General features: G+C 38.5%; 18 protein-coding genes. All 18 read right to left on the bottom strand.

The window, feature by feature from the left end; genetic code table 11:
- Window positions 1–326: 326 nt before the first annotated feature.
- Window positions 327–815 (bottom strand): RusA family crossover junction endodeoxyribonuclease, encoded by a 489-nt coding sequence (locus P5G61_RS22200; protein ID WP_024634175.1) that lies wholly within the window; start codon window positions 813–815, stop codon window positions 327–329.
- Between the two features lie 107 nt (window positions 816–922).
- Window positions 923–2,158, bottom strand: coding sequence for an FtsZ/tubulin family protein (locus tag P5G61_RS22205; RefSeq protein WP_024634174.1), 1,236 nt, complete (start codon window positions 2,156–2,158; stop codon window positions 923–925).
- 1 nt (window position 2,159) lies between these two features.
- The gene (locus P5G61_RS22210; protein ID WP_024634173.1) at window positions 2,160–2,489 is read right to left on the bottom strand and encodes a hypothetical protein; all 330 of its coding nucleotides are present in this window, start codon (window positions 2,487–2,489) and stop codon (window positions 2,160–2,162) included.
- Between the two features lie 172 nt (window positions 2,490–2,661).
- Complete coding sequence (locus P5G61_RS22215) at window positions 2,662–2,979, bottom strand: hypothetical protein (RefSeq protein ID WP_024634172.1); 318 nt, start codon at window positions 2,977–2,979, stop codon at window positions 2,662–2,664.
- Window positions 2,980–3,010: 31 nt separating this feature from the next.
- On the bottom strand, window positions 3,011–3,904 hold the full coding sequence (locus P5G61_RS22220) for an AAA family ATPase (RefSeq protein ID WP_024634171.1): 894 nt from the start codon (window positions 3,902–3,904) through the stop codon (window positions 3,011–3,013).
- Window positions 3,905–3,922: 18 nt separating this feature from the next.
- Window positions 3,923–4,234, bottom strand: coding sequence for a helix-turn-helix transcriptional regulator (locus P5G61_RS22225; RefSeq protein ID WP_024634170.1), 312 nt, complete (start codon window positions 4,232–4,234; stop codon window positions 3,923–3,925).
- Between the two features lie 237 nt (window positions 4,235–4,471).
- Window positions 4,472–4,864: a hypothetical protein gene (locus P5G61_RS22230; protein ID WP_024634169.1), complete on the bottom strand. Its 393-nt coding sequence runs from the start codon at window positions 4,862–4,864 to the stop codon at window positions 4,472–4,474.
- Window positions 4,865–4,953: 89 nt separating this feature from the next.
- Window positions 4,954–5,673: a type II secretion system F family protein gene (locus tag P5G61_RS22235; protein WP_152532783.1), complete on the bottom strand. Its 720-nt coding sequence runs from the start codon at window positions 5,671–5,673 to the stop codon at window positions 4,954–4,956.
- Window positions 5,674–5,846: 173 nt separating this feature from the next.
- Window positions 5,847–6,776, bottom strand: coding sequence for a type II secretion system F family protein (locus P5G61_RS22240; protein WP_024634167.1), 930 nt, complete (start codon window positions 6,774–6,776; stop codon window positions 5,847–5,849).
- Window positions 6,777–6,792: 16 nt separating this feature from the next.
- Window positions 6,793–8,328 (bottom strand): TadA family conjugal transfer-associated ATPase, encoded by a 1,536-nt coding sequence (locus tag P5G61_RS22245; protein ID WP_024634166.1) that lies wholly within the window; start codon window positions 8,326–8,328, stop codon window positions 6,793–6,795.
- Window positions 8,329–8,432: 104 nt separating this feature from the next.
- Entirely contained in the window at window positions 8,433–9,323 is an 891-nt protein-coding gene (locus P5G61_RS22250) for a CpaE/TadZ family protein (RefSeq protein ID WP_024634165.1), read from the bottom strand.
- Window positions 9,323–10,237 carry an SAF domain-containing protein gene (locus tag P5G61_RS22255; protein WP_024634164.1) on the bottom strand — a complete coding sequence of 305 codons (915 nt, stop codon included), beginning with the start codon at window positions 10,235–10,237 and terminating at the stop codon, window positions 9,323–9,325. Before P5G61_RS22255 ends, P5G61_RS22250 begins: the two co-directional genes overlap by 1 nt.
- 28 nt (window positions 10,238–10,265) lie before the next feature.
- Entirely contained in the window at window positions 10,266–10,691 is a 426-nt protein-coding gene (locus P5G61_RS22260; RefSeq protein WP_024634163.1) for a hypothetical protein, read from the bottom strand.
- A 20-nt stretch (window positions 10,692–10,711) separates the two neighbouring features.
- Window positions 10,712–11,290 carry a hypothetical protein gene (locus P5G61_RS22265; protein WP_024634162.1) on the bottom strand — a complete coding sequence of 193 codons (579 nt, stop codon included), beginning with the start codon at window positions 11,288–11,290 and terminating at the stop codon, window positions 10,712–10,714.
- 94 nt (window positions 11,291–11,384) lie between these two features.
- Window positions 11,385–14,297 carry a hypothetical protein gene (locus P5G61_RS22270; RefSeq protein ID WP_152532929.1) on the bottom strand — a complete coding sequence of 971 codons (2,913 nt, stop codon included), beginning with the start codon at window positions 14,295–14,297 and terminating at the stop codon, window positions 11,385–11,387.
- A gap of 71 nt (window positions 14,298–14,368) precedes the next feature.
- On the bottom strand, window positions 14,369–15,373 hold the full coding sequence (locus P5G61_RS22275; protein ID WP_024634160.1) for an S-layer homology domain-containing protein: 1,005 nt from the start codon (window positions 15,371–15,373) through the stop codon (window positions 14,369–14,371).
- Window positions 15,374–16,563: 1,190 nt separating this feature from the next.
- Window positions 16,564–18,417 carry a P-loop NTPase fold protein gene (locus P5G61_RS22280; RefSeq protein ID WP_024634159.1) on the bottom strand — a complete coding sequence of 618 codons (1,854 nt, stop codon included), beginning with the start codon at window positions 18,415–18,417 and terminating at the stop codon, window positions 16,564–16,566.
- Entirely contained in the window at window positions 18,410–19,630 is a 1,221-nt protein-coding gene (locus P5G61_RS22285) for a hypothetical protein (protein ID WP_024634606.1), read from the bottom strand. Before P5G61_RS22285 ends, P5G61_RS22280 begins: the two co-directional genes overlap by 8 nt.
- Window positions 19,631–20,774: the final 1,144 nt, after the last annotated feature.

Here is a 20,774-nt window from a genome sequence, read left to right on the forward strand (position 1 = left end):
CAATATTGGAATTCAGGCACCTGTCGTTTTTCTCTCATCATTCCTAAATGCAAGGAGGGATAGCATCCCTGCTTTCAGCAGGAATACTCCCCTCCTTTTTCCTTTCCCTGTTCACCTTATACCAAGGGAGAAATCCCTTGATGTGCCTACAAAAACATGTTGAATCTGATATCAGTCTTCATTCACCTCTAGATGCAAAAGAATGACAGATCAAAAACACTGATATAACAACGATTTTTTTCACCAGTTGACCTATTTTCCGTATCAGTACGAGAATATCAGTACTATCCCCCTAATTGATTGACATAGTACTGATATGTAACTCGTCAACCGGGACTGATACAGAATTGGTGAACGTAGGTGAACATCTCGACGGCTTTTTGGTGACTTGATATAAATATTTCAGTATGGGGATTTCCAGAATCATATTCACCAGATTCACATACTGAGATGTTTCGCCAGTTATCATCCCCTATGACCGAAGCATAACGAAGGGCATCTAGAACATATTTACGTTCTCGATTATCAAAATCTCGAATAACAAAATCGGGGAAAAACTGAATGATGTAAATGAGTGCATGATCGTATTTAATTCTGAAGGGCAACCTTTCGACCAATGCTAAAGTAGCATCACTATAGAATGCTTTTGAATTCCTAATATGCTGTCTTATTTCTCTTTTTTCTCGATGCTCTACTTGGTAATGAGGTAACACTCCCGGGAATGAAAAATGAAGAATAGATTCGCATTGATCTAAAGATGGAATAATTTTTAATTCTCCGGAATTAGCCGGTACATTTCCGTGAAGTATTTTCATGTGTCCTCCTATTGCCGCAGTAACTGCTGCAGTACACAGATTCTAGTCAAGCCTTTAAATCAATACTGCCTCAGTAACAGAGACAGTTACTGAGGCAGTATTGAGGTTTAGTTAAAATCGAATGGATCACGTACATTCGTTAGCTTTTCAGTATCCCTTTTAGCAGTAGATGTTCCTAATAGAGTTTCCAAGTCATCATTCGTCTTCTTGGTTACCACACTATAGTTTTGAAGGACTGCCCACGCTTCATCTACCACTTCATTTTTTCTTTCGAGTTTTTTAGAACTCTCAATTATTTGTAATACTCTATTGGGAAGAGACAAACCCGCGAATACAGAATAGATATGAAGTTGCTTAATATTTTGATCCCCGTAAGTTGCTACAGGTCTTTCGTTCGCATATGGAGCATATGTGATCAGCAGCTGTTCTAATGTATTCATCATACCAATAGTAAATATGCGCTTCGCACCGCTTGGACTAGCAAGTAAGCTCAGGGCACATCTTTCGGCATTTTCAAGATTATAACCTCCACTAAGAACCCCTTCCTCAATGGATTGTTTAAGCTTTGGTAGGAACGTTCCTTCGTTCTCTGCATCAACAGAACGCTCATCTAAAGTCGTTCTGCCGACAAGCATGATTCCTGGTGTCTGAAGTATCTTCAGCCATTCAGAAGTATCAAAATGAAACGGGCCCGTAGGATTATAACTACTTGTGACCGTATTCATTTCATGCAGCATAACAGCAATGTATTCATTACATGACTTCAGGAACTCCTCGACACTTCCATTCGAGTTATGCTGGAGGTAATTCTCAAACAATTGTTGATTGTCCACTAGAATAATTGAACCAAGCCCTTTCATTGCCCTAGCAATTAATTGCAATCGCTGGATTGCATTATCCAAAACGACCTTTCCTTCCTGGTCTCGCGGAAGAGTCAAAACAAGACTAAACCGCCGTTGGAAACCATTCGCATGCAATAGTTTAGCTGCTTCAATCACGGCCCCAGTGCCGGTGCCTCCCCCCATTCCTACCATCAAAAAGACATAATCACGATCCGAAAAATAACTTTGGATCTTCTCAATAAGGGTTTCTTTATGAGTCAAAAATGCCTCCTCACCCAAGTCAATGTCACGACCGGCACCCTTTTCATATCCCTTTAAAAGGAACTTTGTTACATTTGATGCATCCGGAATCTTATTCATATCCACTTCATTTGTATTGACCAAAAAAGCACTATATGGCTGCATATTGTTTTTTACACTCGTCCGTATACTTGCGCAGGCACTTGCAATAGATGTGCCTCCTAAACCTACACCCAAAAATCCATATTTAAGACCAACCATTTTAGTTCACTCCGTTTCTCATAATTTCGCGAAATTTAATAATTTCATTACCAAGTGCAGTTAATTGATAAAGCCTTGTTTGACCTACGCGTTCCACCTTAATGAGAGCAGCTCCTTCAAGTTTTGCAATAGTGATATCTAAGATGTATCTTGAGGGAATTAATATTTTTTCTTCTGGCTGCATTTTTGTTTCAATATAACGTTTATTTGTAATTTCTCTAAGATAATTTTTTGCGACCGGCTTATTTGCCACTCTCAAAGTGGCCAACATCCATAATCCCGTCTCATCTATAGTACAGAGCAAAGCACTTAGAATTTCTTCTCGATTCATCGCATCGTAGAGCTCCCTTCTCATGGAATCAAAAACAGATGTATGTTCTCTATCTATCTCAATAAAAAAAAGCAGGAGGTATTCACCTCCTGCTTAACTTATCAGTCTTATGTATCATATAGGCGAGCAAGCAAAGTAAACGTTTAATGGCCCGCCTAGACGTTCGACAAACTTATTCTGCTACTAGGTCCCGTGTCTTGGCTTTCTCTTCAACCTTTAAGTCTCTACAGAATTTCAAGAAACTATCTGAAGTCTCTGGTTTTACATTGATCGTTAGAGTTATTTCTCCTCCTTCTTTTCCTATAGTTAAGTAATTGTACATCCTGGAGATGTTGATAATAAATTGATCTGCTTTTTCTAAAGCTGATACATCGTATCGCTTTGTCATCTCAATTGAACGAATTTCACCGTCGTGAGTCTTTAGTTTATAATCACTGTCCCAACTAGACAAAAGTGTTTCTAAATTCTGTTCCGAAAAATTCTTTCCCATAGTTAGTTACATCCTCCTATCATATTTTGAATTACACATCATTATTCAGAATTGATTCCATGATCTCTTGTAATTTATCTATTTCAGCCGGTTTATTCCAGAGAACATGTTTCAGGATCTGTAGATCTTTTTTTTCAACATTGATACGTTGCTCCAACAATGCTGAAGCCTGAATAAGTTTCAAACTAGACTTCAATCTCCTATCCGAGGGATAAATTTTGTTTTCAAATAGCTTAAATCTCAAACTCAAAATTATCTCCATAATTTCAGAAGGGATTTGAACCCTTGCTGCAGCTATTTTTAATTGCGTAATATCGTGAAGTGACAACGAAGCATATATTTCAGGTGACACCTCATTTAGTAACATGGTTTTCAAACTCTCTCTGGAAGACAGATAATCTACATTAATTCGAATAAGAAAGCGATCATAAAGTGCCGTGTTTTCATGGTTCTCATGAAGGTCGTTTGTGGCACCAAAGAGACTAATGAGAGGAACTGCTTGTCTTTCATTCATCTGGATGATCGATCTCTCATTTAAAATGTCCAAAAGCGAATTTAAGGCATATCCTCGTGCACGCAAAATTTCATCAAGAATTGCCATATGTGCTTCAGGAAGCTTTCCTCCCGTTTTCCGCTTTATTTTCCCATGAGTATAGAGCCCTTCTTCATAAGGACCCAGAAGCTCATCGGGAGTTGTATCGTCATTCATCGTCCATTTAAAAACATTTAGATCCCGGAAGTGCTGGAAAATCATTTCGAGAACTGAGCTCTTCGCTGTTCCAGGAGGTCCGATTAGTAGCATATGTTCACCAGCGATGATACTGACAAAAGCACTATGAATGATCTCGTCTCTTTCGAAGTACATGGTATGAAGGTAATCATTAATTTTATCTAATTCTGAATGACTGTACTTAATGTTCTTCACAATGCTCACCCACAATATTTAATTTGAATTAGCGTTCTGAAAGTCACGAAAAAATTCTTCCTTGGTCATTGGTTGCGGGTCAGTAATTGAAGATGAGACCTGTTCCAAGACCCATTTGCTCAGCTGCGCCTTCCCTTTGATTCCTAACTTCCTATATATAATTCTCTGATGTTTTTTTATAGCTTCCTCACTCATGTGCAATGACTGAGATATTTCCTTTTGTTCTTTCCCTACTAGAAGCATCCAAAGAACCAAACGTTGTTTCTCTCTCAAGTCACAGCGAAACATGGTATATTCCAACGTTTGTTTAATTGATGTCAAACTCGCCAATTTTATCGCCTCCTCATACGTATCAGAAAAAAAGACAGCAGCCTGAAACTTCAGGTTACTGTCCAAATTGGGGGTTCAATTAATGAAAAATAAAACAGAAGAGTGATTTCACTCTTCTGCCAAGGAAAAAAATAATTGGAGATCTTGCACTTCCACACCGGGGGGTTGGTTACCCGATGAGTTCATTATACAACAACAGTGTAAATCATGCAATACACTATGATAAAAAATTTTGGTCTAGTAGATCTGTGAACTTTTCTCTTGATTGGCCCTTAAAGTGAGTACGGTTGAATCACCCATTGCAGCCTGCATTTTCTCACCCATAATAGCAAATGCTCTTAAGTGGTACTTGCTTGAAATTTGAAATCCTACATTGCCCGGAGCCTTAACTACACCTTCGGTATGGTAGATCACCCATTTATCCTTATTTATCCCCATGTCCTCCATTTTTTCGAACACTTCTTGTTCAACCGTATCCGTCCAACCACCACTAGCTGCCATTCTTTCCACTGCATAATCAGTTATCTGATGTGCCTTCCATTGCCATTGACCATACGTAATCATATCTGGCATAAAAATAAGAAAAAATGCAAGTATGGGCAACCAAATCAATTTTTCAGGAGTCTGCATATATCCTACCCTTCTTTCAGTTTTTGTTTTGCTATCTACAATAAATAAAAAAAATCGATCCAATGTATGTGGACCGATTTGTTTGGAACCTATTTAATTCCGTTCATTTGAGAGATAAAGTTGATTGCTATAACTGCTACTGGCACTGCAAGAACAAAAACATACATGCCAGTACTGATCATTTGCAGCTTGGCCGGACGTTCTTTAATAATCTTTCTGTTATTTTGTTTCCGGATATTTCTCATCAGCTTTGTCTGAGATTTGAAAATATGTTGAGCCTCTTCTTTACTTGTTTGGATGGCTTGTTTCATGGCCAATACAAACCGTTTTACTGATGGTGTACCTACGTTTTCAGCGAAGATCTCCAAAGCCCTTGCTTCACTCATCGATTCGAGATCCTTAGACAATCTCTTGCAGTCGAGCTGCAAACCCTCTGGTGCATGGTCGCAAGCAACCTTAATGGCTGCATAAGGTGTTAATCCTGCAGAGAATAGCAGGATAAGGTGATCGATGAAATCCGGAAGTTGTTCTTGTGCGATACGTTCTTTCTCACTTAGCCCCTTCTTTAGACGAGATACAGGGTAGCGATAAAAATAAAAACCAATAAAAATCGCAAGAATGAACATGACGGATGATGCTGTGAAAATTGCAAATAAGGAGAAACCAACCAGGGCTAAGCCTCCAAACATCAATTGTTGACCAGCGATATCTTCAGGGCGTTCTTTCCATCCTAAACGATACAATTGCTTCTCCAAGACAGAATGTTGTTCAGAAGATAACTTAATACGACTTCGAGCCGCCATTTCCATAGAACCAGCAACCCTCTTCCACAGTGCTTCGTTACTTCCAGGAACATACGCCATTGACCGATAGGTCTTTCCTGTCGATAAGATCGTAGACAGACTAACGTAAAGTATTAAAAAGAAGATTGCTCCTATTATGAGGTAAATCATTGAATGATCCGCTCCATTTCATTAATTTTCTACAACTGAGTCATTTTATTTACTTTTTGGAATGACCACAGGATGTACAAGATCATAAGTGTAATTAATAATTGTCCTAACGGTAAAACCATTAGCTGCTTATATTGATCCGCTTGAGCAAATCGGAAGAAAAGGACAATTCCGATGGCTATCGTAACATTCATTCGATGCGATTGTCTTTGCTGTGTAAGTTCAGCCTTTGCTTCTTCTTTTAGAATTCTATTGCTTTGAATAACATCAGCAATCTGCTTCATAGTTGGACTCGCATCTCCACCTGATCTCTCAACAATGACTAGAAGATCCGAGAACATTTTAAATTCTTTCACGGGAATTGACTTTTGCATCTCAGTAAGAAGATTTGAAAGTTTATCCCCGGCATAATAATCAGTGACGAGCTTAGACCACATCGATCTAATCGGTTCTTCCAGGCTGCTTTCTGCTTTTTTCATGGAGTCTGTCAAATTCTGTGTGATGGAATAACCAGCACTAACCTCCTGAATCAAGACTTCAATCTGTTCTTCAATGAAATCCTCATATTTCTGTTTTTTGTTATTAAGGATAAACCAAGGCGCCCATATACCTGCATACGCACCGCAAATAATTGCGATCGGCGAATTCATAAGGAATCCAAAACCAATCCCAAGAAGGAGCCCCCCATATAGATAAAGTGGAGCTTTGGTACCTACATCCCAGTTTGTGATCCTAGCTTCATTTTCAAAATGATTGGGGGAAAGATATTTAGCGAACGTAAACCGTTTTTTTCGTTCTGCTTCTTCCGTTTTTTTGTGAATCTGCTCTTCTTCTGTCTCAGACATCACCATTGTCCAGGAACGATACTTCTTCTTCGGGAGGAGATACTGCAAGAGAAAAAACAATGCAATAAACATAACTGCAAACAACGATATATATAGGATCTTGGAAATTTCCATATTTGTTCCCCTTTCTTTACGCGCTTAGAGGCGCTTTAACCCATTTTGATACTTCGTTTCTGCGAACACCTTTTTTGTAGACTTTTGCCAAAAGTTCCGATGAGATTGTACAATCCTCACCTTCTTCATGATGTCCAATAAATTTGAATCTTCCGTTCTCCAGGAACTCAGTATCTGTAATCTGATACTTATAAAGTGTATTTGCAACGGGTAAGCCATTCTCAAAGCCCAGCAGCTCAATAATTTCTGTAATTCTTCTACTTCCATCTTCAAGTTTCTCTTGGAATACAATAATATCGATTGCTCTACTCACCATTTGGCCGATTGTCTCTGTAGATAACGGTAAGCCATTTTTAAGAATCATCTGAACAAGTCTTGTCACAGCGTCTCTTGCTGAGTTAGCATGCAAGGAGCTCAATCCGCCATCGTGTCCAGTGTTAAAAATTTCGATGAGATCGATCGCTTCCAAGGAACGAACCTCACCAACAATGATTCTACTTGGCCGCATACGCAGTGAGGATTTCAATAATTTTGCAATATCCACCGTTGTTTCCTCTTTACCTGTAAAACGACATTCTAGAGAAACGATATGTTTTGATGGGTACATTAATTTCAATCGAAGCTCTTCAGTATCTTCAATGGTAAGTGTTCTCTCATGCTCTGGGATCTCACCACACAAAAGTTTAATCGTCGTTGTTTTACCTGCTCCAGTGCTACCTACAACCAAGATGTTCGCACCACCCTTAACTAAAGTGCTAGTTAAGCGGAACATGTCTCTAGTCATTAAGCCACTTTGAATAATGTTTTCTGTAGACAGATTAATTGGTGGATATTTACGAATCGTTATCGTTGTACCGATACGCGAGATAGGCGGAATAACCACATTGAGACGAACATCTGAAAGCCTTGCGTCACAAATCGGTTTGGCCTCGGTCACACTTTCATTTGCAAAATTCAACATTTTTCTAGCAATGGATAGAACATGTTCATCATCATGAAACTTAATGTTGGTTAAGCGCATTCCCTCATGGTCTTCTACGTATACTTCTTTGGGACCATTCACCATGACTTCTATAATGCTATCATCATGCATAAGTGAATCGATTGGGCCAAGACCGACTATTTCCTCTACCATTTCTTTAGCTTGTTCTTTAACCGCTTTATTTCCGTTATCCTTTAGATTGTCGTTTTCATGAATGTATCTTCTAACGGACCCCTCCAATTTATCTCGGATCGCTATGTCGTAAAACGCACGTGATAAATCATTACCGTGCTCGAGTGAAAGCTTGTCACGAACAAACTTTATGGCATCTTCGGATACAAGACTATCAATTGGTTTTAATGCACTAGTGTCTGTAATACCCGTAGGGTTATGAACGCCTTCCAGGAACTCTTCTGATGACAGGAAAAGTCCCTCTCCACCATTTCCTCCATCCATTTCAACTTGTGGCATTGAGGGCAGAACAATATGGGATGAATCAGATGTAGCGTTTAAAGTAGTGAGAACTGTATTATAAACTTGACCAACAGAGCTGACCTTTTCTTTCAACATGATATCTATTCTCCTTTGTTTAATAAAAATTTATCGTTTTATCTCTCATCTAAAACGAAAAAACCTACGAGTAATCGTAGGTTTTCTGCATAATGGCATTTGGATTATGATTTTGAAAACAACTTTAAGAATCCCTTTCTGCTTCCTGCAGGCTCAGTAGCCTGCTTCTTCTTTTTCTTGTACCCCATAGCGTCACAAAAATCATTAACTACAGCATTGTATTTGTCACTACCACCCGGCACAAGATCTAGAGATTTCTCCGAAAGAGTTGGGTCATCCGGAATCGTTTTCCAAATCGGTTGTCCTAACAATTTCTCAATTCCCGGACCTAAAGTGCCGGCCCGGTTCAACATAACTTTAAGACCACGGTGATCGCCAATGATACGTTTTATCGTTTGGTTGGTATAAATGCTATGGGCAACATGCCCATCCACGAAGACTAACAAGTCGGTAGCAAGCTTCATGCTTGTCCCAGTAACCGGCATGAGGATTTCACTTGGAATATCCATATATATAGCCTCAAAACCTAAATCCACCAATTGTTCAATAATAAAATATGGTGTGTCTTTCGTCATTGAGTGTGCATGTGCCTGGAAACGATCAAGAAACTGGGACGGTGCCAAAAGATATAAATCTTGAGGTAACTCTGACACAGCCGCTTCCAATCCTGGATTAGTTGCAGCCATATCTTGCATCCATATTTTTGAGTTTACAAGATAGTCACGGATCGCACGATTTTCTCCGGACTCTTTGCTTTTAGTAATCCAGGACTCTAAATTTCGTGTATGATGGCTCATCCCAAGTGAAATCGAAGTAGAGGCATGCAACAGGTCCAATTCAACCAGTACAGTTTTTACACCTCTCCTAGCCGACTCTACAGCTGCCGCATTTAGGAAACTATTCACTCCCATACCGCTTTCACATGACCAACCAACAATAACTTTTCGATTTTTGTATGTTTGAATCTCGTTGATGTTCTCTTCAAGCGTTGTCATTAGTTTTCTTCTCCTTTAGTTTGGTTTGTATTTTTAGGCAGAATATCCGCCAGTGTTTCAGTAGAAGTTATCGTTACACCAGTACCACTTGCTGCAGATTCTTTATTTTTAGCAATAAAGTCGCTGAGATTGAGTTGTTTTGACTTGATATACGGCTTAATATCGAATTCACCAGTAACACCCAGCTCAGGAATGCCAGCTTTTGCATCCTTGTTATGTGGGACAAGAATAATATTTCCATCTTTAAATGCATTAGATAGAGAAGCTGTCAGCATTTGATATTGCTCATCCTCTACTGCCAGTTGTACGACGGTAGGATACAATTCCTTTTTAGGAGCCGTGGTTTCACCATTGGAATTAACCGTGTTGGTTGTGTTTTTGGTTACGATATCCTCTGCTTTTTTATTCTTGGCTGACACAACGCGGACCCCTTCGTACATCTTACCGATGACCCATTTTGAATCCATTCCTTCCGTCTCGACCGCACTGAACCAAACGTCCACATCTGTATCTGGAAGAACGTTACCTGCTGAAGCTTCAACTAGATTTACGCTACCTGTCCATAGTACTTGTCCGTCATGTAACTTTAGTCGGGCGGCGTCCATCAACTCATCCTGAGTAACAATTTTAGATTGGAAGAAGTAGCTGTTTTGAGCCAATCCGTACTGAACCTGAGTATATTTCCCCACGATATCTTTCTTGTTGTAAATGATCCCCGGAGGCAATCCTTTTAGTGGCAAATCAATGGCCTCAAGCATACTTTCAGTGATCTCAGTGTGTGCTGGAATATCCTGCTTCGCAAAATACACCACAGTGGATTTTAACTCTGTACGTACACGGTACTCACTGATTCCAACAAATCCAATTACGACAATGGCTGACATCATCACGGCCAGCAACCTACGCTTATTCATGTAATTTTCGAACCTCCAGAAAGTTTAGTTAGTTTTTTTGATCCCAAATAAAGACCACTCGATGACGTGGATAATGCCAAGTGGTGACCTTATCACTGTTTAGCATTTTCATAGAATATGCTTCAACTGGCGTGCCCATTTGGACCGCAGCATATGGTTTTAACCGATCAATCTGATAAATTCCGGTATACGAACTCATCATTGCTTTTGTTCCTGCATTAAGCTCTCCATAGATACCGAATTGTTGGTCAAATTCTTTAATATCAATTCGGGGTAAATGTTTTGTCCGTATTCCGCCCTCCTCCACGGAACGCATCATGGCAGTTTGCGTTGTATTTCTTGTTGAAGATTGCATTTTTATTTTCTGACTACCGATGCTTACAAAATCAATGGCAAAGTAAGCAAATAGTACAAAAACGATTAACAAGGGCAACATTTTGGGTGTTGTAGACATCTAGGCTCCTCCTTTCTCCATTAGTATGGATATAGAACCAGGACGGTTAGGGAGACAGCAGCTGTGATCATCACAGCACCTGGTAGAATACGCATTGAAGCGTTGCTCATCTCAGGTTCCACAGCAAAGTGTCCAAAACCCACTCTTCTCAAGATAAATCCGAAAGCATGACCAAATATCGTTTTCAGGACTTTAGCAATTCCATACCTCCTACCGAAGCGATACACATCAATAAGAAATAAAATGAGAATTAATGATCCCAAAAACATTAGTAAGGTGTTCCGATAATGTCCGCCTACAAAACCCTCACTACCAATGAGCCCAAATAGAGAAACTCCAAGTCCATTGGTCATCATCATCTTGGTGTCTCCGGGGGCTGTGGAACCCATCTGTTCCATCAATAGTCCAATTAGGAGAAAAGCACAGAATCCACACAACAACACCCATACAATTGTTGTAGGATATTGCCAAATGATTAACCCGAAGAACAAAACCATAAATGACAGGTGCCATAAGTTTTTTGTAATACGCCATCGAATATCACAATACATGTTGAATGCATTATAAATTCCGATCAAAAGAGTCGTTAATACCAGCATTATGAACCTCCTTGTTATGTTTTCCTCTCATCCTTATAAGAAAAAAGCCCCCACATATATGTGGGGGCTTCATAGCAGTTCATTATCTTTTTACTTAGTTAGGCCAATTAATTGTTTCTTCGGAGAAATTAACCCAATCAGACAGTTGCTTAAGGATGCTCTCGGATCCAGCCCAAGGTAGTGTCGCCCCTGAAGGGAATAGCTCCGATGGAAACGGATCTTCTGGCATGACTTGACGAACATAAAAGTCATCCATAAGGTTCCCCGAGACTGTAAACTGAACGTTTAGACATTGTGTAAGACTGTTTACACCAGTTGCATACATATCGATGCCAACGTTATACGTACCTGCAGGCATATTCAATGAAGAATAATACGCCCGGCCGCCTGGATAGTAGTAATTGTCATCTTCAGGATCATTTGACCCCGGATTTCCGGATTCGCGGTAGATGACTTCATCACCGTGTTTCGCCACCCAAGCAAGCGGGAGTCCCCACTGAACCTGATTGGTAGAAGATGATAGTTTAACAAGCTCAATGTCCTCTATTGTGCCGTCCGCTTTCGGAAAATGTGCTACTGCACGATAGATATTCCCTGTTAAACCGCGGTCTTCAGTATATCTGGAGTCGATAACAAAGTTAAATCCTTGTCCTGCCTTTATGGTTGAGCTTCCGCTGCGAACTAAAGGCACATCCCTACCGTTTATTTCATCTGCATTTTCTTGCACAAAGGTACCCGATACTGTCTTGTTAAAGTTGGAATTGAAATATTCGTAATAGTACCCCGTTTCATATCTTACACAATAAGTTGTCGGGTTTCCGTCTTCGTCATAGCTGGTATTATAACGAGCACAATAGGTGTACGTGCCAGAAATATCTGATGTATGGTTGGTGACCTTACATGTTCCGTTTGTAGGGCTCCCGTAAATCGTAAATCCTGAACTTAACTGGTTATCTTGATATGTTTTTTCCCCTTGAGTGGGTGGTAAATTGATCGTTGCAACCAGATTGTAGTTTCCTAGATCACGATTCCCTGTATTCCATGCCATCATAATCGTTTTGTTTTCACCCGGCTTGGAGAACGTCACTTGCTGTGTACCTACCAGTGTATCTTGCCCATTTGCATCCACAAGGAAAAGCTTCACATCAAAGCTCTTGGCGTCTAGTGAATCTCCTGGTAAGTTCTCTCTTCCAACTTCGATCCGTGTAGTTACATTCTGTGACTGAGTAGCCGTTCCTGAACTAATGCTTTTTACAAATAGGTTCAGTGTTCTATTTGTAAGGTCATATTCCTTTTGAATGACATTATCCAGCCAAGGGTTTTGTACACCTTCTTTATATTCATTTGCCGGCCGATCATGCCCTTTATTCACCTCCGCTTTAATGGTGAGCTTACTTCCCTCAGGAACCTTATCCACTTTCAGATCGGATATCCACTTTTGCTCTCTTGGAGCAAGCGTAATTGAATCAATTCGTGCTTTAGCTACACCATTGACGGACCAATCCAGTGTTGTATTGGTAACCGTTTCAGTGTAACTCTCATTAACAACAAGCACTTGGAACTTTGCTGACTGCCCTTCTTGCGGTTTAGAAGGAGTAACCCGTATATCCTTAGCTACCAAGTTCACGCTGCCGGTGCCTACCTTATAGACGGCTCGGTTATTATCCCAGTCCGATTCATTCGGAGGACTGTCTTTATAGCCATTAATGTTGAATACCAGTAGATCCGGATGACTTGGAAATTTTACTTCAATTTGAAGCGTTCTCCGTTCTCCCGCTTTAAAATTGGCAATCGGTATTTTCTGAGCTGCCGTTGTCGAATTCCACCGCCATAGCAGATACGTACTTTCCACGTCCTTTGTGCTGTTATTCAGCACATCAATGGAGACTGTGGCCGTACTACCTGCAGGTTGAGGTGCAGCCGGTGTAATCGTAATGCTGTCTGGATCAACTGCCAAATCTGGATCATACAAGCCAAGTTTGAAGTCTTTTACCGCAATCCGGTCATACCCGTCACTTACCACTAGGGTATAATCTCGAACGGTTCCGTCTGCCTTGGTTATTTTCTTGATTTCCGATACCGGGATTGTCGTGTTGTAGTTAAATGTTTGTTTACTGTTCGTACTGATTTCTTTATAGACATTCTTTGCAAAAGAATCGAAACGCGTTGCATCGCTTTTTCCTGAAGCAGCAGTCGTTTTGTTGATCTCCTTCAAAATTTCCTCTTGAGTAAATTTCCCCTCAAGAAACCAAAGTTTATGCTTATTCCCCGAGTAGGAGGAAGTAGTTGTGCTAATTCTCAATTTACCGTTCGTTGAATTAACAATTTGTCTCTCTTCTGTACCATCTGTGCCGAACATAGCAAAGATTTTGGGCCAAGGTGTGGTTGAATACGTCGTTTTGAAGGAAGGAAATGTCACTCCTCGATTCGTACTTGTTGTCGGCGTCTGAGCCACCATATCCGTCGCCATGTTCAGACCTCCACCAGATAATGATATGAGTGAAGGAAGTCGATACCAGGTATTGCTTGTAGACACGGAACCAATAAAATAACGATTACTTGCTTTGAGATAGTAATTGGATTCATCTGATCCGGCCTTCAGTTTGTTTATAATGTAATCTGGATTACCGTTAGCCCACTCAGCCACCATTTTTACCGGTCCGTACTCTACACCATTTTCTTTGAGCGGTATGAGGTTATAGCCTTCTCTTTTATTGAAATCATCTTGAGCTTCAGATTCAATGATGTTAAAAGTGATTACACCTTTGTATTCGCCTGCTGGTGTTGCCTTTCCCCACTCTCGAGTTGCAAGATCTCTAAAGCGGATGTCTGACCATAAAGCGTATGCATCTCTGTGTGCATATTCAAGCTCAGGTCTTCCAGGGCCACTTGGGGTCAAATCCCCAGTAACAGTAACAACTTTTTCTCTTGTGTATGGATAAAATTGAGTTCCATATGATGGAGGAGTTGCTGCTGCCCATACTCTGTAACCAATAAAAGCTAGCATTGGGACAACCAAAAGAAGCGTGACCATAATGGCCCGCTTCATTATCTTTGATCTATTTGAGTTTTTTACAATCACGAATGTTTAGCCCCCCAAATAACTTCGCCTTTCGAAGAAATTGTTGTAGATTGCTTTGCAGTCGTTCCTACAAACATTGAAATTGAGAATGCATCATCTACTTTAAAGGTGAAAGTCTCACCTCCTGTTACCTTATGACTATATGCAGTCCCGTCTACTCCACTAAGAGAAACTTTGTAACCAGAAGGAATGTTCTTCGGCACTACAACAGTGACGCTGCCACCTTTAAAATTAACATTATTTAAAAACTCTTTTACGTACTTCTCACTCGCCTTATCCTGAGGCATATAACCGATTGCTCTAGCAACATCCGGAGAAGCATCAGCTTTTTTAAGCTCTTTTAGAATGACTTCACCGCTAGCTGGAGTTTCATCACCAGGAAGAGCTGGTATATCACTTGGATCTGAAGGAGTCGTTGGACGATCTTTAACGTCTGTGACGCCCTTATCAATCAAGTTCTTAATAAATTGAACTGCTTCCGATCTCTTCAACAATGAAGAACCCTGAAAACCGGATACAGATGGTGTAGAACCTCGACCTTCAGCCAAACCTTGAGTTAGCATATAGCGAATTGCATCTTCCCCTGAATAATTCACCCCGACTGCACCAGTAACAATCTCAGCAACTCGTGTACGGTTAATCTTAGTACTTGCAGCTTTTTTATCATTGTAGCCATTCACTGCCCAGTTATGTTTCTTCGCGAATTCATAGTAACCTGAAGCCCAGTATGTATTCGTCGTTTCCTGCACACCTTCAAATGCATTAATAAACATAGTAATAAACTCAGCTTCCGTTACATTCTGATCTGGTTTAAATGTGTTGTCCTGGTAACCTTGAATGATATTCTGATCAACACCCCAAGCAATCGTATCTTTCGCCCAGTAATTCGATGGTACGTCTGAAAACTTAAGCTCTGTAGCAAATGATGTAGCTACCACAGTCAAAACCGTAAGTCCTACAATCATTTTTTTGTACATTTTAGATTTAAACTTTGGTTTCATCGAAAAGCCCTCCTTTTATAAAAAGTCTACCAAGTTACTAGTACAAGAACAATTTACCATGGAACTCATGAATTACAAATACGATTCTTACTCTACCACTAACTGTCCTACTAAGTTTGTGGGTCCACAAATTCAAAAAAAATAAAGTATAATCTCGAGGCTATCAAGATTACACTTTACTAAGAACGCACACATCAACGAACATAAGGGCATTACCGGAGCACATATCAAATTATATAGTATAATTGTAATTCTTGCAATACATTATTGTAATTCATGTTATACATTTTTTCCGTCTCTAGGTTAACTTCATTTTGTTATGAGAATTATCATTTCTAATCTATTGCAATACCAAAACAACAAGGTAAATTCATTCCGCATGCCATATATTCAATGAATAGTGTCGATCATGTTGTTGGATACTCTTTTCACCATGCTCCCTGTTTCATCTCTGACCCGTAGTATACTTGTTGTCAATCGAGTGATTACTGAGATTCAACTGTTCCATAAATGTTGTGAGATAACAAAAGAAGAGTATCTCTCACTCAATGAGATGATACTCTTCTTAACACATTCGTTCAATCACTCGGTAATTAAAATTATAATTCATAAATGTAAATCTTGCAATACATATTTGTTAATAAAGTCTTTCCTCTTAAAAATGAAACTTCATCTTCTATTTGTTCACTTTTGATCAGTTTAAAATTTTGGAATAAAAATTTACTGTCTCTTCTTCCCCGATACTTTTAGCCTCAGTACCTGGTGTCGTTCCCGTGCACATGTACCTATCTCCCCCTTAGGAATTTTTGGACACATCCAAAATCCTTAGTTTGAGGGTATCGGGTGGATGTCAGTTTGTTTGATGCTGTGGGTAGCCTTTTCTTCGCGATCATGGTCGTTCTGCAAAGATGTGCAATGCAACTCTCGAATGGAGGAGCTTATCAGATCAGGATGGTACATCCCGCACACATTGCAACGCAGAGTGATCCGCTTTAAGAGATCGGTGATCCGAAGATCTCGTTCGGACAGAGCGCCTTATACGTGAGTTGCTGCCCCCATTCGATTATTACAATATCTGAAATATTTTTAGCGAACCTAGGATTCCGGGCATTTTTGCCACGCTCAGATACTCGAGGCTAATCAAGCAAACAAGCTAGAGCTTTTTGTATATATTGTAAGATTAATAATCACTATCTCGTTGCTTCTAGATGCTCTGCACAACTATAAAGAGTAGAAATTAAGTCTTGCAGAATTTTTTGTTTTAAAGGTTTCACACTAACTTTTGTCATAGCACAGTCTATTTCATCTGCAAGAGATATTAGTTTCGCTTTCTCACTATAATAATGTGCTCCAGCATTGGATACACTTTCAAACGTATCTCTATAGATTGAAATAAGAGATTGTAAATTATAGTTACTTGAAACAATTATACTTTGCGAGAATAATTCCTTTGGAATACGGGTGAAAAAGAATTTGTCTTGATATACTTTCTTAAAAATATCGGAGGAATACAAGGGAACCTTTGTATCTCGCATTGCTGACAGAAAAGCATTAATATTCTCATTTTTTTTCAGTGACTTACTCTCATTTTGTTTTTCCTCGATGATTAATCTCAATTCAGAATAATCAGATATTTCATTTGTAAATACAGAATTACTAACTATAAATTCTGTTTTATTTGAAAGAACCAATTGTAATCCTTTTTTTAGTGATTCTTGATAATTCAAATCTACCTCAATGTAGCCAGATTCAATTAGTTTTCTTAGGTATACTTCCAATATTATGTAGTCATAGGGCTTGTACAATCCTTTCGTAGCATAAAATATGCATTCTTTAGCTATTTCGTTTAGTTGTTCATCTTCTTGGTAATAGTAATCAATTAATTTGTTTAAAAAAGTTAAGTGAATCTTGTTCTTCTCCATTAGTATGTCTATCTCCATTTTTAGAGCTTCTTCATTAAGTGCTCCATACAGAATATAATCGTAAATTGATGGAAAAGATCTCCAACCTTCATTTTTTTCTACATACTTATCATAGAATCTATCCATAAAAGATGGTTCTTCAGTAGTTCCGCTGCTCTGTTTGTTTCTTGCTTTAGCTAGTTTAATCACTCGATAGGTTTGAATCTCCAGCAAATTTTCCTTTTCATCTATGAGCAACTTGATGTTACCGTTTTTATACTCAACAGAAATGGCCAGAATAAAACGAAAAATCATCAAACCGTACTCATTGTTAAACTCATGAGGATCAATAACACGTAGTACTCTCTCAAATTTACTTAGTATAAATCGTAAAGTACGAAGATTTGTACATTCTGCTACCTCCAATTGCCTTAAAATTTCAAACTCATTCTCTTCAACGAACCCAATAAGCATCTTTTGGCTATCAGATAGGCCAGAGAAAAAGGTTTTTGCATAGGCCATTAAGTTGCCTTTAAGATTAGATTTATATTCAATTACACGATCTATGAATTTTTCTTGTATGACTGCATAATCCGAAGTATCTTCAAATAACTTATCTGTGTTTGCTACTAAAATTACTTTGATCTTTTGATGTTCAATAAAATTGGAGTTAATATAACCTAATACAGATTGAATACTCACGTTCTTATCAATTCTCTCAAGATCATCAAAAACAATCACACTTGTACTAAAATCAAGAACTCTTCCCAAGTTATCCATTAGACCATCCAATCCTGATTGCGAGAATGATTGAACTAGTTTGGAATAATCGCCTGGGATATTACCAATAATGTTTATAGCAGATTTTGCAATTCCATAACTCATTTTTGTTACTTTGTTCTGTGGCATTCGTGCCAAAATAACTTGTTCACTAATACTATCTAATTTATTTAATCCATTAAGTGATATATATATAACGGAAAAAGAACTATTATTATAGCCCTTTTTTGCTTCTATAAAGGGCTTTAATTCATTTAGAATAAAGTAGGTTTTTCCCGAACCCCATTTCCCATTTATCATGATTGAATAATCTGTATTGGGTGTTTCAATATACTCATTAATAGTAGTTAAAATATTATTCATAATTCTCCTCAGTCCCCTTTAGTTGGTCTGTCATAAGAACTTGTATCGATCTTCTGCCAACACTAGAACTATCTAAAATAACATCTAAAATTCTATATATCCATTCGCTGTCCCTTTCAAGTGGGGATCTTCTCATTTTCAAATAACCAAGCAAAGTCTCAAATTCAATACTGCTGTTATCCTTTAAATGACTAACGATGAAATCAATATTCACTTTGTCGTATTCACAAACCTTATCTTTCGTACATTTAATAAACTTGGTAATTATAGACTCAAATCGGCTATCTACTTCTTTTTGAGCTAAAAGTATAGTAAATACGGCTATTACTTTAATATCATCAATAAGTTCTTTTCCCTTTAAAAAACGACTACTTAAAAAAGGAGACTCTGTAGAGTAGACCTCATGGTCCTTATTAAAGCTCGCAAGTCTTTTTATTTTTGGTACACGATCATGTTCTTGGTAATAACTATCTAGTAATGATCTGTTTAAAGGAGTTAGATCCAAGGTTACTGATATAATTCTTAAAGAATCAACTTTATGTAAATCAGAAAATTCTACTTGATTATTTGAACACTCTTTAAGTTCTTGAATGAGTTCAGTTAGATAATATTCAAATGGTATCGCTCCTATGTTATTATAGACAGTTTTGAGAAATTCCAAATCGTTTCCGTGTAATGATAGCTTCTTGACATTAAAGAGTTCTTTTATTCCGATTGAAGTTTCACTCGCTGTTTGGTATATTGAATCGCCGAATCTGGCTTTGTTCCACGGAAAGTAAGTTAATCCATACTCTAGAACAACTGAATTAAGATCAAGTTTCGATATTGCCATAACCGGATCAGAATTCTCTTTGCTTATATATTTAATAAGAGGAACTACCAAACATTTACTATAACTAAACTGCTTATTCGCATCTCCTGAGGTTTTATTGTTCAGCGTCTCTCGCACTGTTTTAAAAAGAGCAGTAACAGTGCTGCTAAGGCTTCTGTCGTAGAGTTCGATTGGTTCTATCTCCCGTCTTCCTCTATAGAATTGATCTACATTTGCTAGTGTTTTCCTCTCTATGGGTGATAATGCTCTAAAACAAGTTACCGCAGTAGCGTCATCTATTGAATCGATTAAGGTAAAGATCAAAGTGCATTTTTCACATATTTTGGAGCTAACTTTGTTCAGACTGTAATCAAAATCGCATAGACAAAAATCACTATTCATTATCATCTCTCCTGAAAATATCTTCTGTTGAGACATTTGTGTAAGCAGTTACTCCCCTGATGTGTATATTATCACTGCCTTATAAACGAAATCTAAACATTAAGACCACATATATTTACTAACATCTACCTTATTATAGCTTAACTACTTTGTTAAATGACAAAGTAAAATCATAATTTGACTTTACTATAGTTACAGTATTGGCCTTGGAGAAACTTCAATCAATACCTGTCCTACAACAAGAAAGGACCCCTTTTCGGAGTCCTCTGCATAACGGTTCAAAACAAGTTTTTTAATCGGTCAACTTTGGGGGGACAGGTTAGTGTGAAATATAAGTTCTAACTTACTCTAAACCGTTTTTCTTGCATAATTTCTAAATATAAGTTACACCTCAGATGGAAGTTAAGAAATTGACTATCAGGTTGATTCCTGGTGCTGCAGTGAACAAAATCGTTACGCTTTCTCATAGGAACCTGTACATTAAAGTACACTTTGTTCGTTTGGAGCCTTAAGGCTCTTCCATCAGCAACACTCTAAACATTCGTCTATAAGTCGGGTTCAATGATTTTAGATACTAGGTAGTCAAAAAGAGGATACATCTTAGAGCATTGATTTTGTAGCCAAATCTAGTATCTGCACCATGAAGAATCACATGTCTACTTAAAGGAGAGCGAATAACTTAACGAATCCAGTACACAACCGATGTAAAACATTAAAACTGCGTCATCCAATGAAAAATCACTTGTTTCGTTAAGTAACTCCTCCCCTAAACGTTTTAACCGGTTTTGAGTAATATAATATATCCTGAGCATTACCTCTTTCTATAATTAGACCTTCAATCCTAGGTAACAGAGTTGATATTGCACTGTAGTATCTTCCATCTTGGAAACTAAGTATAGATTCTCCTAGGATAGGAACACGAGACTTAAGCCAATCAATTTCACTCCAATGTTCAAAAAATGAGTGTATTATTTCATCATTAAAAGTTCTTTCTATAATATCGTATATGTTCACTTTTAATCTGATCAATGTCTATATGCTTAAATTCGGAAAAATTCATTGAATGATGCGGAGGGAAATTGAGAGCAATCATATGCTCTTTGCCTTTCTGGATGTTATCTCTTGCTTCCTTGAGTAAACCAGG

The sequence above is a fragment of the Paenibacillus vandeheii genome (assembly GCF_030433635.1).
Taxonomy (GTDB): Bacteria; Bacillota; Bacilli; order Paenibacillales; family Paenibacillaceae; genus Paenibacillus; species Paenibacillus vandeheii.

Excerpts from the sequence above, each read along its gene's own strand:
- P5G61_RS22250 (WP_024634165.1), bottom strand. The coding sequence starts at position 9,323 with ATGACAACGCTTGAAGAGAACATCAACGAGATTCAAACATACAAAAAT.
- P5G61_RS22275 (WP_024634160.1), bottom strand. The coding sequence starts at position 15,373 with ATGAAACCAAAGTTTAAATCTAAAATGTACAAAAAAATGATTGTAGGA.
- P5G61_RS22270 (WP_152532929.1), bottom strand. The coding sequence starts at position 14,297 with ATGCTAGCTTTTATTGGTTACAGAGTATGGGCAGCAGCAACTCCTCCA.
- P5G61_RS22235 (WP_152532783.1), bottom strand. The coding sequence starts at position 5,673 with ATGGAAATGGCGGCTCGAAGTCGTATTAAGTTATCTTCTGAACAACAT.
- P5G61_RS22205 (WP_024634174.1), bottom strand. The coding sequence starts at position 2,158 with ATGGTTGGTCTTAAATATGGATTTTTGGGTGTAGGTTTAGGAGGCACA.
- P5G61_RS22280 (WP_024634159.1), bottom strand. The coding sequence starts at position 18,417 with ATGAATAATATTTTAACTACTATTAATGAGTATATTGAAACACCCAAT.
- P5G61_RS22215 (WP_024634172.1), bottom strand. The coding sequence starts at position 2,979 with ATGGGAAAGAATTTTTCGGAACAGAATTTAGAAACACTTTTGTCTAGT.
- P5G61_RS22210 (WP_024634173.1), bottom strand. The coding sequence starts at position 2,489 with ATGAATCGAGAAGAAATTCTAAGTGCTTTGCTCTGTACTATAGATGAG.
- P5G61_RS22265 (WP_024634162.1), bottom strand. The coding sequence starts at position 11,290 with ATGCTGGTATTAACGACTCTTTTGATCGGAATTTATAATGCATTCAAC.
- P5G61_RS22285 (WP_024634606.1), bottom strand. The coding sequence starts at position 19,630 with ATGAATAGTGATTTTTGTCTATGCGATTTTGATTACAGTCTGAACAAA.
- P5G61_RS22255 (WP_024634164.1), bottom strand. The coding sequence starts at position 10,237 with ATGAATAAGCGTAGGTTGCTGGCCGTGATGATGTCAGCCATTGTCGTA.
- P5G61_RS22260 (WP_024634163.1), bottom strand. The coding sequence starts at position 10,691 with ATGTCTACAACACCCAAAATGTTGCCCTTGTTAATCGTTTTTGTACTA.
- P5G61_RS22245 (WP_024634166.1), bottom strand. The coding sequence starts at position 8,328 with ATGTTGAAAGAAAAGGTCAGCTCTGTTGGTCAAGTTTATAATACAGTT.
- P5G61_RS22240 (WP_024634167.1), bottom strand. The coding sequence starts at position 6,776 with ATGGAAATTTCCAAGATCCTATATATATCGTTGTTTGCAGTTATGTTT.
- P5G61_RS22230 (WP_024634169.1), bottom strand. The coding sequence starts at position 4,864 with ATGCAGACTCCTGAAAAATTGATTTGGTTGCCCATACTTGCATTTTTT.
- P5G61_RS22200 (WP_024634175.1), bottom strand. The coding sequence starts at position 815 with ATGAAAATACTTCACGGAAATGTACCGGCTAATTCCGGAGAATTAAAA.